Annotated in this window: 15 protein-coding genes; 5 read left to right on the top strand and 10 right to left on the bottom strand. The window is 45.4% G+C overall.

What is annotated here, in order from left to right; all coding sequences use genetic code 11:
* Positions 1 to 83: 83 nt before the first annotated feature.
* From ACX1C1_RS16725 to ACX1C1_RS16715, 3 genes are all read right to left on the bottom strand, one after another.
* Positions 84 to 560 carry a hypothetical protein gene (locus ACX1C1_RS16725; RefSeq protein WP_458953308.1) on the bottom strand — a complete coding sequence of 159 codons (477 nt, stop codon included), beginning with the start codon at positions 558 to 560 and terminating at the stop codon, positions 84 to 86.
* A gap of 119 nt (positions 561 to 679) precedes the next feature.
* Positions 680 to 1,690: a hypothetical protein gene (locus ACX1C1_RS16720; RefSeq protein ID WP_458953307.1), complete on the bottom strand. Its 1,011-nt coding sequence runs from the start codon at positions 1,688 to 1,690 to the stop codon at positions 680 to 682.
* A 1-nt stretch (position 1,691) separates the two neighbouring features.
* Positions 1,692 to 3,509 (bottom strand): RHS repeat domain-containing protein, encoded by a 1,818-nt coding sequence (locus ACX1C1_RS16715; protein ID WP_458953306.1) that lies wholly within the window; start codon positions 3,507 to 3,509, stop codon positions 1,692 to 1,694.
* A gap of 184 nt (positions 3,510 to 3,693) precedes the next feature.
* Here ACX1C1_RS16715 and ACX1C1_RS16710 point away from each other — a divergent pair, with 184 nt between their 5' ends.
* Both ACX1C1_RS16710 and ACX1C1_RS16705 read left to right on the top strand, forming a co-directional pair.
* Entirely contained in the window at positions 3,694 to 4,161 is a 468-nt protein-coding gene (locus tag ACX1C1_RS16710; protein ID WP_458953305.1) for a hypothetical protein, read from the top strand.
* Between the two features lie 50 nt (positions 4,162 to 4,211).
* Positions 4,212 to 4,592 carry a VOC family protein gene (locus ACX1C1_RS16705; protein ID WP_458953304.1) on the top strand — a complete coding sequence of 127 codons (381 nt, stop codon included), beginning with the start codon at positions 4,212 to 4,214 and terminating at the stop codon, positions 4,590 to 4,592.
* A gap of 182 nt (positions 4,593 to 4,774) precedes the next feature.
* On the opposite strand, the gene ACX1C1_RS16700 is transcribed toward ACX1C1_RS16705, so the two are convergent.
* The 3 genes from ACX1C1_RS16700 to ACX1C1_RS16690 all read right to left on the bottom strand — a co-directional run bounded on the left by ACX1C1_RS16700 (position 4,775) and on the right by ACX1C1_RS16690 (position 6,045).
* Positions 4,775 to 5,023 (bottom strand): Gmad2 immunoglobulin-like domain-containing protein, encoded by a 249-nt coding sequence (locus ACX1C1_RS16700; protein ID WP_458953303.1) that lies wholly within the window; start codon positions 5,021 to 5,023, stop codon positions 4,775 to 4,777.
* Positions 5,024 to 5,123: 100 nt separating this feature from the next.
* Positions 5,124 to 5,258, bottom strand: coding sequence for a hypothetical protein (locus ACX1C1_RS16695; RefSeq protein WP_458953302.1), 135 nt, complete (start codon positions 5,256 to 5,258; stop codon positions 5,124 to 5,126).
* A gap of 13 nt (positions 5,259 to 5,271) precedes the next feature.
* Complete coding sequence (locus tag ACX1C1_RS16690; protein WP_458953301.1) at positions 5,272 to 6,045, bottom strand: DeoR/GlpR family DNA-binding transcription regulator; 774 nt, start codon at positions 6,043 to 6,045, stop codon at positions 5,272 to 5,274.
* A 221-nt stretch (positions 6,046 to 6,266) separates the two neighbouring features.
* On the opposite strand from ACX1C1_RS16690, the gene ACX1C1_RS16685 reads away from it, so the two are divergent.
* Complete coding sequence (locus ACX1C1_RS16685) at positions 6,267 to 7,223, top strand: metallophosphoesterase family protein (RefSeq protein WP_458953300.1); 957 nt, start codon at positions 6,267 to 6,269, stop codon at positions 7,221 to 7,223.
* A 25-nt stretch (positions 7,224 to 7,248) separates the two neighbouring features.
* Complete coding sequence (locus ACX1C1_RS16680) at positions 7,249 to 8,112, top strand: EamA family transporter (protein ID WP_458953299.1); 864 nt, start codon at positions 7,249 to 7,251, stop codon at positions 8,110 to 8,112.
* Positions 8,113 to 8,209: 97 nt separating this feature from the next.
* Here ACX1C1_RS16680 and ACX1C1_RS16675 read toward each other — a convergent pair whose 3' ends face one another.
* Positions 8,210 to 9,085, bottom strand: a complete 876-nt coding sequence (locus ACX1C1_RS16675) for a helix-turn-helix domain-containing protein (protein ID WP_458953298.1) — start codon at positions 9,083 to 9,085, stop codon at positions 8,210 to 8,212.
* Between the two features lie 98 nt (positions 9,086 to 9,183).
* Between ACX1C1_RS16675 and ACX1C1_RS16670 the strand changes: the two genes are divergently transcribed.
* Complete coding sequence (locus tag ACX1C1_RS16670; RefSeq protein ID WP_458953297.1) at positions 9,184 to 11,331, top strand: alpha-galactosidase; 2,148 nt, start codon at positions 9,184 to 9,186, stop codon at positions 11,329 to 11,331.
* A gap of 49 nt (positions 11,332 to 11,380) precedes the next feature.
* Here the strand turns inward: ACX1C1_RS16670 and ACX1C1_RS16665 are convergent, their stop codons facing one another.
* Genes ACX1C1_RS16665 through ACX1C1_RS16655 form a run of 3 tightly spaced genes read right to left on the bottom strand, consistent with a single transcriptional unit; the run spans position 11,381 to position 15,768 of the window.
* A complete protein-coding gene (locus tag ACX1C1_RS16665; RefSeq protein WP_458953296.1) occupies positions 11,381 to 12,391 on the bottom strand; it encodes a Gfo/Idh/MocA family protein in 1,011 nt (336 codons plus the stop codon).
* A 24-nt stretch (positions 12,392 to 12,415) separates the two neighbouring features.
* Positions 12,416 to 13,372: an aldo/keto reductase family protein gene (locus tag ACX1C1_RS16660; protein WP_458953295.1), complete on the bottom strand. Its 957-nt coding sequence runs from the start codon at positions 13,370 to 13,372 to the stop codon at positions 12,416 to 12,418.
* A 53-nt stretch (positions 13,373 to 13,425) separates the two neighbouring features.
* Positions 13,426 to 15,768: a glycoside hydrolase family 95 protein gene (locus tag ACX1C1_RS16655; protein WP_458953294.1), complete on the bottom strand. Its 2,343-nt coding sequence runs from the start codon at positions 15,766 to 15,768 to the stop codon at positions 13,426 to 13,428.
* Between the last annotated feature and the right edge of the window lie 30 nt (positions 15,769 to 15,798).

Raw genomic sequence — 15,798 nt, 5'->3', positions numbered from 1 at the left:
TCAATATGCACGAAACTCAACTAATCTGCCATTTCAATCATAGTGTAGCGCATAATCGGCAGGTTGTCCCAATTCGTTATTAGTTAAAATGAGCCTCCGCCGCATAATCGATCGTTCCACTGTTGGATAGCGGACTTAATCGCAGGAGTTGCGTCAGGAGGCGTTATCGCGCATACCTGACCGGGCTTTCCCCATTCTCTAAACGTTAAAATCGCTTGAGTAGACACTTGTTGTCCGTTTATGTCAAAGATGAGGTCCGCGTGCCCCGTATTATAGCTGCCGTCGTCATACTCCGCCTTCACATTATCATAGCCTACTAATTTCAAAGCGGCTTCATCTTGAAGCTTTTTCATTTCAGTCGGCCAATCTTCATCCATGGTATCTCCTGCGAATAGCTTGGCAGCCTCATCAAACTGCTGTTCCCTAATCCGGTCCAACAATGCTTCGTTATTCTTCTGGATCAGCGAAGGATTCCATAACGCACCAATTGAGTTGTATCCGATATAAAACAGAACATAAATCGCAGCTGCAGCAATACCGAGCTTTACCATCATTTTCATGGATCGATACCATCCTTTCTGTCGAGTGCGGATTCCCATTGTTAAACGCTGTTTCCCCCGCTCCCGATATGCGCGTCGTCGCCATGCAAGATTCGTTGCGTGGTTCTTTTACGCTTGTTTCAGTTTAATTGATTCTTATTTTTGTTTTTCATTTCTTCCCATAACACCGTTCCTTGATTGTCTACCTCGTAAGTCAATTCAACAGTAGCTTTCGATTTAGGCACAACTCGCTTTTTTTCATCATAATGGTAACGAATCAATCTCACTCCACCATAATTACAATAATCGTCCGTGAAGATTTCAATCGTTGGGTCTGATTCAGATTCTGTGAGCGGCAACTCATCCTCATCATGTAAGAGTCTATGAACCACTTCGTCAATACCTACCTGCTTTCGGAATCCCCATTGCAGCCTGCGATATTCAGTATTATCGTAATCCCATATGGAGTGTGATAACTGAATGAAAATGGCTTCATTCCAAAGCTCTTCCACTTTATAAACATCAATAAAGCTTAACAGAGCTTGCCGTGGAATGTATTGAAAATATTCTTTACCGAACCACATCATCCAATGAGCACCAAACCACAATTCTTGATAGAAATGAGCATGCCCTGGCAAAGATTCTGTGTCGACCATCATATCATTCTTAAAGTCAGGATGAGAAATAATATTAATGCCCTCAACAGGCTTATTCTGATATTCATATTGTTTAGGATCGGTGTTATTTTGCCAGAAATAGTCATCAATAGTACAAATTGACCCCACAATACCGGAATGATGTTCAAATAGTTGATTAATAAACATCTCCAATTTGTCCTTCATTTGTTCATAAAGTTCCTTTGTTAACCGACCTGAAATCGATGAATTATTCAAGCTTTTCTTAAATTCCAACTCGTTTTCAACTTCTTTATCACAGAAAATCACTGTGAACTGGTCTCTCTTTAATTCCTTATATAAATTTTTCAGAATAGAACTTTCTTGATAACGTATGAATTTCATTTTTGTTATCATCGTTCCATATACTTCTGATGGTTCAAAGTACAAAATTTCCTTAATCCACTTTAATACATTGTCTTGAGAGAACTCCATTGAGTTCACAGTTATTTGGAAACTAACTAAATTATTTGCCATATCAAAATTCCCTCACTCTGATATTAGTCCCTTGCGAATTCCTTAAAAGTGAACTGATGTCAATTTTTCCTGCAAACCCTTTTGGTACCACAATGTCTAAATACTTATTAGAGTTAGACACTAACTTTTTGTCAATATAAATTTTTGCTGAACTTAATTCGTTGATATAAGATCTAAGGTTCGAATATAACGAAGAACTTGAATACAATCGGGGATCAATAGTTTTAACACTTACAACCTTGTTCCCTTTTTGAAAGTCAATAACAGGAAAGTATCCTCCATTTAAACTTCCAACTTGGAACCAATCGTCGTATTCTGTTTCATCTAGGTATTCTTCTATAAATTCCCCTCTATGTGTCGCTGACAATTTGCCCCACACAAATTTTGACGTCGTCGCAGTAGTACCTGATTTTACAACTTCTTCGACAATCTCTTGAAACATTTTTAAACGGCCAATTTTTTTACCAACTGTCTTGGCACGTTTGGACACACCTTCCCAGTAACTTGGGAACTTTAATTGTAAGACTGTTGGTCGTTCAAATGGTGAAACCTCGAACTCTTTATTTCCAGTCGGATCAATATATCTAAGGGGATTATTTTTTACATACGTATAGAGATTTAAACTCAGCGGATTATCAATCTGCCCCTCATACGTATCCTCATTCAAAAACCGCCCTACACTTGGATCATACCATCTAGCTCGGAGATATTGAAGCTTGGTTTCGTCATCCCACAGCTCACCACTGTATCGGAATGGGTTATGAACTTTTTCATCTGTTGTCAGTGGATTACCCCAGATATCGTAGCTGTACTCGTTCAGCGGATTCCCGAACTCGTCTCTGATCTCAACGACATCTCCGTGGCCGTTGTACAACGGATACACTTTCGTTCCATCCGCGTACGCGATCGCTTCCATCTGGTTACCGCGAATGTACTCCGCCTTCAACTTGGCAACGCCATCCACGACTGTTGCTTCCGCGATGATTTGGTCCCCGTCATAGTAATAACGAGTTGTTTCGTCGTTCTGTGTGCGCTCGATAAGCAAGCCGTCTCCGTTATACTTATATTGGACTGTTGTGTCGTCCGTTTTCACTTCAATCAGACGATCCAGATCGTCGTATTGGTTCTCCATGACCGTCGGAGGAACAAGACTTTGTTCTGAAGTCATCACTTGGCGATTGCCACGTTCGTCGTAGCCATACTCTTCGGCAAATTCCGAAGTCGTAAGGGTCCGATTCAATGCATCGTAGGTGAAGTTATCTGTCTCGCCGTTCTGAGCGCGGTTAATAATGTTCTTATTCCCATCGTAACCGTATGCGTAGCTGTTCAGCGGAGCTTCGTACTGTAGATGCTCCATTCCGGTCAACTGCATGCCATTGAATGTGCGACTGCTATTAACACCGTTGCCCGCATTCGTCTGCTTCGGCAATCCGTTCTGGTAATACGTATATGACGCATCCGGCGCGGATTCGTCCGTACCTACTGTCGTCAAGCGGTTCAAGCTGTCATGCGTGTAATACGTCGTCGCTCCGAACGGGCCTGTCATCTGTGTGCGATTGCCGTTCGCATCGTATTGCAGGTTCAAGGTGTTCTTGTCTGGGTAGGTCATCTCTTCCAGCAACTCGGTGTACGGGTTGTACTTGTATCCTGTCGTGCCCGTCTCGTCCGTCATGCTCAGTCGTTTGCCCGCTTTGTCATACGTATAGCCAATCGTGACTTCGTCTGTTGTCCGAGAAGTTAGACGGTTGCGCGAATCGTAAGCATAAGAAATGGTTTCTCCATTACGATTAATTTGCTTAACCAGATTATTGCTATGCACTAACGGGGAACATTAGTTCCATAACACAACCACGACGAGGCTGCCGAAAAAATCGGCAGCCTTGTTAAACTATTGGGTAATAGAGCATGACGTCATCGAAATGATTATGTGGAATTATTAGGTAAAATAACGCAACGAAATAGAATGTATATGCGTCTAATATGTGAAGAAACGGGGGGTATGCATGATACGAACTAAGATAACGATCGGAGTGCTGCTTGGTATCATCGGGGTGTTGATATTGATCTTGGTTATTCATTTAACGACTGACAAAAATGCGCTTGAAAGAAAAGATAGTATCCTTCACCATTTCAACAAGGTGGATGTAGATCGTTTAAATGAGATGGTTCAGCGCCATAAAAATGGAAAAGGCGACTATCTTATGCTCATTCCACCGATTATCGACGGTGGTTACTGGATACATGATGTGCATTCAAACGGCAGGGAGATCACCTGGTCCATTGATAATACCAGGGATGGAATGAGTTCTGAGCAAGGAAAGCAGGTTTACAGATGTAAGAGAATCAGCATGGATGAGACAAAAGTTCATTACGTGTATACACTTGATCAATGTGACAATGAAGGTGAAAAGAGTATACCAATTTTTAGCCTCCTCAAGGAAGAGGTTTTACGCTCAATGAAACAGCGATAGTCTAGGAGTACATTATCATTATATGAAACATACGATGAGGAGGAGGATTTATGGCTTACAATTTCTATGGGCTAGACCATGTTCAATTAGCAGCCCCAGAAGGCTGTGAAACAGAAGCTCGTAATTTTTTCTTCAACCTATTGGGTTGGATGGAGATTCCAAAACCTGAAATACTAAAAAAGCGTGGAGGCGTTTGGTTTCAATGCGGCATTCATCAAGTACACGTCGGAGTCCAAAAAGATTTTGCTCCAGCTACAAAAGCACACCCAGCATTTCACGTTCAGAACTTGGATGAACTGCGTGAATATCTTTCCCAAAACAATATTCAAATCATTGATGATGATGCAAGGGCAGATGAAGGTGTAAAACGTTTCTATTTAAACGACCCTTTTGGCAATCGACTCGAGTTTCTAGAATGGCTTTCATCGTAAGCAAACGAGCTTCCGGTGGTATCCTCGCGGTTACTAATGATCAGATAAACTCCCTTGTACATCCTTCATTTTATCTGAATACCATTTCCGTTAACAAACAGAGAGGACAAGCAACATGCCGTCCTCTCAAACTCGCTTGCTTATGCTGTTGTAGGTTAAACCTTTTCACGGTCCGAACGTCTCTAAAGGAACCGACAAGGAACCGACAAAACGTTAACGCGCGAGCCGTCCTTGGCGCTGTACTCAAACAACTCCAACATGAGCGTGCCATTAACCGGCTGCTGTGCGGGCGGGATCTCGATGTCGATCGCGAATGGCGACCAGGCGGGAGCTCCTTCAGCCACCATATGGTGACCCTCCAGGAGATAGTTATGGCCATCCTCGACAGTATAGTTCATGACGGCCTCGAACACTCTCGCTTCACCAGACACGATGTAATGTCCTCCCGAGCCGTTAATGCTGATATTGCAGATTGTATTGTTGCAAGGAATGGTAGCCACTCTTAACGTGATGTTGACGCGCCTCAACTTCTCATCCCATTTGACTCCCGCTCCAAGCGTAAATTTGATGATACTGCCACTGGCTGAGCGATAACAAATCGATGCCGATGGCGATCGTATTCATGTACGCATCTACATCGTTTAAGCCGCTTTCTATTTGGTTCATGTACAGACTAAGCCTAATTTTCAGCCACCCGAACCTCAATACCCAGACCCTCTATGGCATCTACCCATTCCTTCGGACAACCAGCATCTGTAATCAGCATGGATATCTCTTCAAGCTTAGCAACTCTTGCAAAAGCAGACAGCCCGAATTTGCTATGATCCGCAACTAGAATGGATTCTTCGGCCCGCTGCATCATTTTCCGGGAAATTACTGCTTCCGCCAGCTGAAAATCAGTTAAGCCATCCGTCAGTGAAATACCGCTGCCAGATATAAACGCTTTGTTCACTTTAAACTGATCTAGAAACTGGTCAGTCAACGTGCCTGTCACCGCCTGGAATGCTTGACTGACTTCCCCGCCTGCAAAAATAATACGCCCACGAAACGTTTCCATCGCTAGGTTAATAATCGGGATAGAATTCGTAATCAGGGTGACATTGGTTTTATCATTTAAAAAAGGGACAATTTCGATCGCCGTTGTGCCATTATCCAGCATGATCGTTTCACCATCTTGAATCAAGGATGCAGCCAGCTTACCGATTGCTGCTTTTTCTGGTTTCATCAATTGAACCCGATTTAGAAAAGGTGGCTCAACGAGCTCCATGCGCATTTTGACTGCACCTCCGTATACCTTGCGCAGCTTTCCTTCCTTTTCCAAACGATCGAGGTCCCGACGCACGGTTTCTGTCGAAACCATGAGTAACTCTGCCAGGTGATGCACCTGAACTTTCCCTTCCATGCCCAAATGATGCAGGATAGTTATCCTGCGATCTTCATAGGTTAAAGACATAACAGCCTCCTGATATGACCAATATTTTATGTATGTTGTTGTTTTATGTTGTTTTCATAATTCTAGAGGTTGATAAAATGGCTGTCAATTGCGTTAAACTATTCACCTGGATTGCCAGTTGACAGTTTTGTCTGAATGGATATACAATTGTCATGAAACAACAAGAATCTTAATTAAAACAACATAATAACACAATTATATAATTTCAGGGGGCCATGATCATGCTCAACCAGCAACCGTTGACCTTTCGCGAGGATCGTACATTTACAATTACTCAATTTACCGATATTCACTGGAAGGATAGCGGTGAACTGGATCAGCAGACACGTCAGCTTATGGAAGATATTCTTGATGCTGAACAACCGGATCTTGTCGTATTCACAGGTGATGTCATCTACACAGGTCGTGTAAACCCCGGAGATGCTACTAACGTAGATCCGCTGCAAGCCTTTCAAGGCGCTGTCCACTCCGTTGAAGCACGCGGTATACCCTGGGCTGTCGTGTTCGGCAACCATGACACCGAATCGATTATTACACGTGAAGATCTCATCCATGCGGTGCTCGAATACCCGCATACGGTAACGCAACGCGGGCCAGTGGAGATTAGCGGTGAAGGCAACTACAGACTTGCTATCCAGGATGCTGCAGGCCAAAGTACATTCAACCTGTACTTCTTCGATTCAGGCGCTTATTCACCAGTCCCTCATATTAGCGGGTATGATTGGATTCGCAGCGATCAAATCGAATGGTACCGAAAGGAATCGTTAAAGATTCGCGATGCTGCAGACACGCAACCGTTGCCTGCACTCGCCTTCTTCCATATTCCATTGCCAGAATACCAACAGGTATGGGACACGAAGACCTGCTATGGACATAAGTTCGAACCCGTCACTTGCAGTCAAGTTAACTCCGGTTTGTTCACTTCCATGCTGGAAATGGGTGATATCATTGGAACCTTTGTCGGACATGATCATATCAACGATTATTGTGGCGAGCTTCATGGTATTCGCCTCTGCTATGGCAGAGCAACAGGCTACAATACTTATGGCAAGGAAGGTTTCCCGCGTGGTGCACGCATGATTCGATTGCGCGAGGGTGAGCGTACGTTCGAAACATGGCTGCGCCTTGCTGATGGCACTGTCATCCATAATCAACCCGAACATCCGCCTACACTGTAATCAGACATAAGTTTGGAGCTGACGCATGTTCACTGTATCGATTCTACTTGTTATCGCATCCGGGCTTGCACATGCAATCTGGAGCTTGTTTACCAAAAGCAGTCTGAACAAGGGCGTCTTCCTATGGTCTATCCTAATGGTAACGACAGTTATCCTGTTTCCTTATCTAATCATAGAATTAATGTCCAAATCATTATCGTTATCTGCTTACGGACTACTCCTGTTATCTGCCTGCTTGCAGGCGATTTATGCCTTATTGCTAGCTCGCACCTACACGATGGGGGACTTGTCGCAAGTTTACCCCATTATGCGAGGCACCAGCACGTTATTTATCCCTATTATTGGTGTCCTGCTTCTACACGAATCCCTATCTCTCCCGGGATGGTTAGGGATATTATGTATGTTGATCGGGTTTGTTTCACTCAGCGGTATATTCGGAGGGCTGCGGTCTTCTTCACGCTTGTCTGTACATTCGATGAAACCCTTTCTAATGGCGCTGAGTGTTGGCATGTGCACAACTTGTTATGTTCTTGTCGATAAACTTAATCTCGCGCATATCTCTCCCATCGCCTTATTAGAAGTAACGAATATCGGATTTGTCGCCGGGCTTACCCCCATCGTTATCGCTTCCAAGCAACTGCGCAGGGAATGGAAGGTAAACTACAAAATGATAGGACTTGGCGCCATACTCAATCCTGCCTCTTATTTGTTATTTCTGTTCGCCATGAAATACGCTCCTGTTGCCCATATTTCTCCTCTTCGTGAGATCGGAACTGTGTTCGCAACCCTTCTGGGTATCTTTATCCTCAAAGAGAAACAAGGCATGTTGCGAATTCTTTGCTCTATCCTCATTTTAATAGGGATATTAATCATTAGCTTCTGGGGCTAATTGTTCAATATTGATTCGACCGACGATATTAAATATCGTCGGCTATATTGCGTATCAAGCTTGTCCCCTTTAATAGAAGCTCGAATGTCCATTCATTCTACTCCAGTAGTCGCAAATAATCCTCTCTCTCCTTTCCTTCCAATTGACGAAATGCAACGGGAGACATCCCCACCACTTTATGAAAAACCTTGCCGAAGTAACTCAAGCTGCTATATCCGCATTTCGCAGCAATAGCTGTAATTGGCAGTTGCTCGTCACGAAGCAGTTCCGCCGCTTTCTCGATCCGACGGTTTCGAACATAAGCCATTGGCGTAGTTCTAAAGTATTGAGGGAACATCTTGCAGAAATAATATTTGTCTAACTTGGCCACGTCCGCCAGTTGCTCTAAGGACAAGTCATCTTCAAGGTGCAACTGGACATAGTCAGCTACCCGTCGATAGGACAGCGGAATCTCTGTTGTAATTTGTGTCCCTCCGTCTTGCAGGTATCGTTGAAGGGAAAGCAGCCATTCATAAATTCGCAGCGAAAGATCAAACCGATCACGAAAATTGTTCGCTGCTGTATCCTTGTACAGCCTCCAGAGCAGTTGTATAGGGAACGCATCCGGATTCAGTTTATACACGTAACCAAAGCTTTGTATGAAATCTTGCCGAAACCACTCATCTCTCATGCCCTCAAATCGAATCCAGATAAACTCCCATTGTTCCCCAAGCGAAGCATCAAACGAATATTCATGATCACTCGGAATGGAAACAAAGAATGCACTCCCGCCTGGTACCCTATAGTTTTCTTTGCCGATACGAATTTTGCCGACCCCATTTAAAGAGTATTGAAAGATATAGCCTTGCCCGCCACGTTGCAAGCCATGCCATTGATAGCTCTCTTGATTAACGATGCTATGACCCATGGAATAGGGTTTAAAGAGATAAGAATTCCCTTCATCCGAATATTTAAACCCAAAGGATTTATGCACAATATTTTACCACCTTTAATCAAAATGTTACTGTATATTCGGTATTTCATTCACTGTATCATAGATATTATATTACCATAATGGAGGCTGTTCATGATATGGAGATTAAAATTTGGAACGATTGTTATGTTCATCTCGAAGATACCATTCTACGTATCGGGAATGAACGTATTGAACGAAGCTGGTCATTTGCAAACGGTTATCCTGTAAATCTCTCCCTATTGGATAAGAAAAACGGCAGTGAATGGCTTCATGCTAGTGCTTCATCCAAGATGCCGATGTTTCAACTTTCCAGCTTATCTGATTCTGATCACATCCATTCTGTTTACGTTTCAAGCCAGATCGATAATGATTTTGGCGTGGCTGAACCGTATTTGCAGACGGATATTGACATGCTGGATGTGCTCAGCAATCCCATACTTCGTTTAACCATTAAAATTTCTCCGAATGCGGCTTTTATTCGTCAAGAAATTTCTGCTGGTTACAACGAAATGACAGTATCACATAAAAAAAATGAACAAGAAAATATGCGATATGTAATATGGACGGCAGATAATCAGAAGGAAAAGTCATTCATTTCAGAAAATCAACTGCAACTGGATGATAATAACAAGCAAAAAAACCGTTCCAAACTTGATTATTGCGATCGCTTCGCTCTGCGAGATCTCCATTGCCGCTGGGAGGCTGTTCAATTCCTTGACCAAACGGATACAAACAACAACTTAGTTCATCACGATCAAGGATTGCTCTATGTGAACGAGAATCGCAGCATACCTGGCAATTTGCTGTTTCTTAACAAAACGCTGCAACCGAGCGGCTTGCTCCTGATCAAGGAAGGTCCGACCTCATTAAGTGAATTCGGCTCTGATGGACTGAATTTCCGTTTTCATGGCATGTCTGTATCGATTGAGGGTACTGGCATCACCGACACGGATCTGTTGACTGGAGAAAGGATCGCCTCTTACGGAACGACAATAGGGGTGTATGATGGAACTTCAATGGGCGGAAAGTCCTTGATTTACGATTATCATCGAAGCATTCGCGCATTTCATCCGAAAAGAGACAGCTTCCTGATGAGTAATACTTGGGGGGATCGTTCGAAGGATGGCGCCATTAGCGAGTCATTTTTAATAAAGGAACTGCATAAAGCGGCCGAGCTCGGATTAACGATCATGCAAATTGATGATGGATGGCAGAAAGGAGTAACACAGAATTCTTTACATGCGGCTACGCAAGCCCATGGCGGACTATGGAGCGATTATTATAGTGGGGAAGGCGATTTCTGGGAGGTTCATCCCGTTCGATTCCCGAATGGTTTGACTCCGATTGTCACGCTAGCTCGTGAATTGAACATCGGGATAGGACTATGGTTTTCCTTGGATTCCGTTCATGATTATGTCAATTGGGAAAAGGATATAGCCACCTTGCTTCATCTTCATTCAACTTATCAGATTATCGCATTTAAGCTGGATGGAATTGAACTTCGCTCCAAGCTCGGCGAAACCCGCTTATTGAACATCATGCGTCAGGTTACTTATGCGACGCAAGGAAAAGTGGATTTCAACATCGATGCGACCGCACAGAAGCGGCAAGGCTACTTCGATCAAACCCAATACGGCAGCATTTTCCTGGAGAATCGATATACCGATTGGAGAAATTATTATCCGCACTGGACGCTTCGCAACTTATGGACCCTTGCGCCTTATATTCCGACCTCCAGGCTGCAAATGGAGTTTCTGAATGTAAATCGCAACAAGGCGAACTATGAAGGCGATCCATTAGCGCCTGCTGCCGTGGGACAAGTATACGCATTTGCTGCTGTTGCTTTCACCAATCCCTTAGCCTGGATGGAGCTCTCTGCATTGGATGCTGACCAAATAACTGGCTTGTCCTCAATCATTTATGGGTTGAAGCCCTATCATTCGGATATATTGGCAGGTCAAGTGCTCCCGGTTGGAGACGAGCCTTCAGGTGTAAGCTGGACGGGGTTCCAGAGCATAACTAGTCCTACAAGCGGATATTTGCTCATCTTGCGTGAACTGCATGCAGATGATTCGGCTTTCATCAAGCTATGGGGAGTAGATCAAAGGATGAAGCTCACAGCGATATTGCGGATGGATGAGAAGGATCAAGTGGTCATCTCGGATTCCCATGAACAATTGGCATTGGAGCCAGATGAGCGAGGAGCTTTTGTATTCTCGCGGCCTGCGCCATTTACATTTGCCATTTATAAGTACGAGATGTAAGGCATAAAAAAGGGACTCCTGCATGACCTTGGGAGTCCCGAACCTACAATTATTTATAATTTTTATTGTGCATAATTTCGTTTGTTGCCCTTCGAGCGATACGAGTTGCGATAAGTCCGTCCAAGCCTGTCGGCATATCACCAGCTTGACCGGATTCAAGCGAACGAGCAAAAGCATCGTACATTCCATAGAAATTTTTTTCTTTGGAGAATGGATATCGAGTCGTTCCTGTTGAATTCCGCACCTCGAATATCTTGGGTTCGCGATCATAACGAATAACTCCGTCTGTTCCGATCAGCTCATATATAAAACTCGAAACCGGCTCTTTTGCCGTAAAACAGTACGAATAACTCATTTCGACCATCGTATGTGCTTTATTGGCATGCTTCATATGGAGATACATATGGTCAGGCGCTTCATACTCATCAACCCAGGCTCCTTCAGAATGCTGGATGGATACATCCGAATTCAGCCACCACCGAGCAAGATCGATCTGATGTACACCACAGTCAACCATAGGACCGCCCTCCATCATTCGTCCTGCGCGTCTTTCGTTTAATTGTTGAGGGATGTGGTCTTGATTGGCAAATTTTCCATGAAAATTCCAGATATAGCTTAACCTCAGGGAGCGCACTTCCCCAATCGATTTGTTTTCTACTAGGTTTTTGATGGTTTGAGCGACTGGACTAAATCGATAATCAAATGCGGTAAATAACATTAACCCTGCATCTTCCATAACCGCGATCATTTCAGCAGCTTCTTCGTCGTCCATAGCGAGCGGTTTCTCACACAGGACATGTTTGCCATAACGCGCAGCATCTAGTACATTCTGATAATGAAAAGGCGCTGGAGATGTAATGATAACGGCATCCATTCCTGATTGGAAAAACGGCTCTGCATCATGAAACACTTGTACATGATGTTTATTCTGCAGCTCTTCCTTTCGAGAAGTATCCGGTTCATATATAGCAATTAGTTCAAAATCCTTTGAATCCATGATAACAGGAATATGACCGTAACTGGCAACCGCTCCACAGCCCATCAAGCCCAACTTAAACATAATTTCCCCCTCCTTTGATCAAGCTCACTCGGCTAGAATGGCATCAATGGCATCCAGAACATCGCTCGACAGAACGATTCCCGATGCCGCGACGTTCTGCTCCAATTGCTCCGGACGCGTCGCGCCCACAATGCATGCCGAGATGCCCGGCAGCCTGAGGTTCCAGGACAGCGCAAGCTGGGACAAGCTAATGCCGAGTTCTTCAGCAATGCTGATCAGCCCTTCTATCTGATCCAGGTGGTGATCCGACAGCAAACCTTGGCTCTTGATCCACAAATTATGCTCCGGATTGGCTGCTCTTGAGTTGGCCGGAATTCCCTGTCCCTTCCGGTATTTGCCGCTGAGTACACCATGGGCAAGCGGAGAGAAGACAACTTGTCCGATGCCCAGATTCTCGCTGCACGGCAATATCCCCGATTCGATCCGACGTGTGAACATGTTATATTCCGGCTGATTCACAATGATACGATCCAGCCCGAGTCTCTCAGATATCGTCGCCGCCTCTGCAATCTGCGTTTCCTGCCATTCGCTGATGCCTACGTACAAGACCTTCCCCTGCGTAACCAAGTCGTCCATTGCCCGCAGCGTTTCGTCCAGCGGTGTATCCGCGTCATAGCGGTGGCAATAATAGAGATCGATATAATCAACACCAAGCCTGCGCAGGCTCGCCTCGCATTGCTCCATAATATGTTTGCGCGACAAGCCCTTCTGATTGGGCTTATTCCCCATATCATAGAACACTTTCGTACCAAGGACGTAGGTGTCACGCGGAAATTCAGCCAGAGCCTTGCCCATTACGCTCTCCGCTGCGCCCGCGGCGTACATATTGGCTGTGTCGAAATAATTAACACCAAGCTCATAGGCTCTATGGATGACCTTTGCCGCAGCAGCCGCATGTGCAGGATCATCATAAGTCAACCAACTGCCTAACGCGATTTCGCTGACCTTGAGGCCGCTATTGCCTAGTTTCCGATATTTCATACTGCGTTTTCCTCCATATTGCCGTTATTATGTGGTCATACGCGGATTATATATTATACATCCACATCAGCAGGCTCGATGATATAGCTTATGCCTTGGCGCGCCTGGAACCGAATCGTTCCGTGTTCTTTGTTCGCTGTCATGGCAATTGGCATGCCTTCGCAGGTTACCTTCAATGCTTCGGAGCCAGCACAACAAACTTCACACCAGCCTTCCACTTCAGGAAGAATTGTTGCCTGTTGCAGCGCTCCAGAGCTCCACGATATATCGATCGAGAAACCTCCCCGTGCGCGCAGACCCCTCACTGATCCGCTTGCCCAAGCTCCCGGAAGTGCCGGCAACAGCTCCAACCGATCCTTGTGCGATTGAAGCAGCATCTCGGCCATACCAGCGACGGCTCCGAAATTCCCATCGATCTGGAACGGCGGATGATAATCTAGCAAATTCGGATAGATCGAAGATGTTAACAGATGATGCAGGTGCTCGTACGCCGTATCGCCCTCATGCAGCCTGGCGAAGAAATTAATAATCCACGCACGGCTCCAGCCTGTATGGCCGCCTCCGTTCATCAACCGTTTCTCGAGCGTCTTTCTGGCCGCTTCGGCTAAGTCTGGTTGCTCCTTTGGATGAATCGCCTGGCCGGGATGAAGGGCAAATAGCTGTGAGATATGCCGGTGACCTGGGTCAAATTCTTTGAGTTCCTCGAGCCACTCCTTGATTGTTCCATCCTTCGCAATCTCCGTTTTCGGAACTTGCGACATCGCAATTCGCAGCTGCTGCAAGAAGCTCTCTTCTTCGCCAACCAGCTCGCCAGCCTTCAAGCAAGCATCGAACAGCTCAAATGCGATCTGCGAATCCATGGCTGGCCCCATACAGATGGAGCCCGTTGTACCGTCAGCCAATATAAATTTGTTCTCCGGTGAGAGCGATGGCCCCGTGATAAGCCTTCCGTCCGCATCTGTCACCATGTATTGAAGCAGAAACTTCACTGCATCCTTCATAATCGGATATGATCGATCCTTTAATTCCTGTAAGTCCAGGCGATACCGATAGCGCTCCCACATATGAAGCGACATCCAGGCTGCTCCCATTGGCCAGATTGTCGCAGTTGTCACAACACCCTCTGGATGCGTGTTCCCCCATAAATTCGTGCAATGATGAGCAACAAAACCTTCACAGCCATACATTAGCTGGGCGGTTCTCCGACCATACGGCACCATTCGTTCAATAAGATCGAACAAAGGCTCGTGGCATTCGGAGAGATTCAAGACTTCCGCAGGCCAATAATTCATCTGCGTATTGATGTTAATTGTATATTTGGATTCCCATGACGGAGTAAAGCTCTCATTCCAGATACCCTGAAGCGTAGCCGCTTGTGATCCTGGACGCGAGGATGAGATAAGCAAGTACCTGCCATAATTAAAAAACAATTGTTCAAGCTTGACATCCGCTGCCCCATCGGCATAGCGGCGCAGGCGCTCATCTGTAGGCAGATGCTCGGATTCGCCGTCCTTATCCAACGCTTCGTTATGAGATAAGGATAACGCCATTCGATCGTATTTCTCTTTGTATTCCTCGATATGCGCTTGCTTCATATCATCGAAGCCACGCTCAGCTGCCGCATCCAATCTGGACAAGCATACTTCTTGGTACGCTTCGCCATGATAGAATGACGTTTCCGCAGCGAGCAAGATCGTCGCCTTCCGAACGCCTTTCGCATGAACGAAATCGCCGATTGTTCGTACTTCGCCGTCTACGGCAACAACTCTCACAGCTGCGCAGAATTGTACCCCGTTCGTCCCGCCGTTTCCTGTCATCATAACCGTACGCCCGTCGATCTTGACAGAACCAGCATCATATGGTCTTCTCATCAGATGCAAATCGAAGTTTAAGCCCTTCGGATCATTGGTTTCTGTCTGAATAACAATAACTTGATCGACTGCACTGCTGAAATATTGTCTCCGATACTCATATCCACCGCTTGTGAATGTCGCTTCAGCCATCGCAGAGCTTACATCGAGCTTTCGGTCATATCCGCCGATCCCCGTCTGCCCCTGCCTCTGATATCTGATAAACAGGTTGCCAAGCGGCACATACGGCTGCATGTACTTCGGAGTCGGCATCATGGCCATTCTGGCCAATTGCTCGGCTTCTGCTTGCTTGCCTTCCTGCAGCAAACGTCTAATCTCCGGCGTCCATTCACCCGCATCCGGATTATCTCCTTCAATGGGGCCTCCGTGCCAGACGGAGTCCTCATTCAGCGACAGTCGATCCTCCTCGACACCGCCGTAGACCATCCCTCCGAGACGTCCGTTGCCTATTGGCAGCGCATCTTCGAAAGCTGTTGCCGGTTTCACAAATTGGATATTGGTCGAATGTTCTGTCCTCACGTTCATCTAGTCGTATTCATTCCTTTCAGCAAAGGG

This window comes from Paenibacillus sp. strain BS8-2, from assembly GCF_054483835.1.
The sequence above is the reverse complement of the archived record's forward strand: the minus strand, read 5'-3'. Positions and strand labels throughout refer to the sequence as shown.

What these genes read in the sequence shown, in the direction of transcription:
- ACX1C1_RS16725 (WP_458953308.1), bottom strand. Translation starts at nt 560, where the DNA reads ATGAAAATGATGGTAAAGCTCGGTATTGCTGCAGCTGCGATTTATGTT.
- ACX1C1_RS16720 (WP_458953307.1), bottom strand. Translation starts at nt 1,690, where the DNA reads ATGGCAAATAATTTAGTTAGTTTCCAAATAACTGTGAACTCAATGGAG.
- ACX1C1_RS16710 (WP_458953305.1), top strand. Translation starts at nt 3,694, where the DNA reads ATGATACGAACTAAGATAACGATCGGAGTGCTGCTTGGTATCATCGGG.
- ACX1C1_RS16705 (WP_458953304.1), top strand. Translation starts at nt 4,212, where the DNA reads ATGGCTTACAATTTCTATGGGCTAGACCATGTTCAATTAGCAGCCCCA.
- ACX1C1_RS16695 (WP_458953302.1), bottom strand. Translation starts at nt 5,258, where the DNA reads ATGAACCAAATAGAAAGCGGCTTAAACGATGTAGATGCGTACATGAAT.
- ACX1C1_RS16690 (WP_458953301.1), bottom strand. Translation starts at nt 6,045, where the DNA reads ATGTCTTTAACCTATGAAGATCGCAGGATAACTATCCTGCATCATTTG.
- ACX1C1_RS16685 (WP_458953300.1), top strand. Translation starts at nt 6,267, where the DNA reads ATGCTCAACCAGCAACCGTTGACCTTTCGCGAGGATCGTACATTTACA.
- ACX1C1_RS16680 (WP_458953299.1), top strand. Translation starts at nt 7,249, where the DNA reads ATGTTCACTGTATCGATTCTACTTGTTATCGCATCCGGGCTTGCACAT.
- ACX1C1_RS16670 (WP_458953297.1), top strand. Translation starts at nt 9,184, where the DNA reads ATGGAGATTAAAATTTGGAACGATTGTTATGTTCATCTCGAAGATACC.
- ACX1C1_RS16665 (WP_458953296.1), bottom strand. Translation starts at nt 12,391, where the DNA reads ATGTTTAAGTTGGGCTTGATGGGCTGTGGAGCGGTTGCCAGTTACGGT.
- ACX1C1_RS16660 (WP_458953295.1), bottom strand. Translation starts at nt 13,372, where the DNA reads ATGAAATATCGGAAACTAGGCAATAGCGGCCTCAAGGTCAGCGAAATC.
- ACX1C1_RS16655 (WP_458953294.1), bottom strand. Translation starts at nt 15,768, where the DNA reads ATGAACGTGAGGACAGAACATTCGACCAATATCCAATTTGTGAAACCG.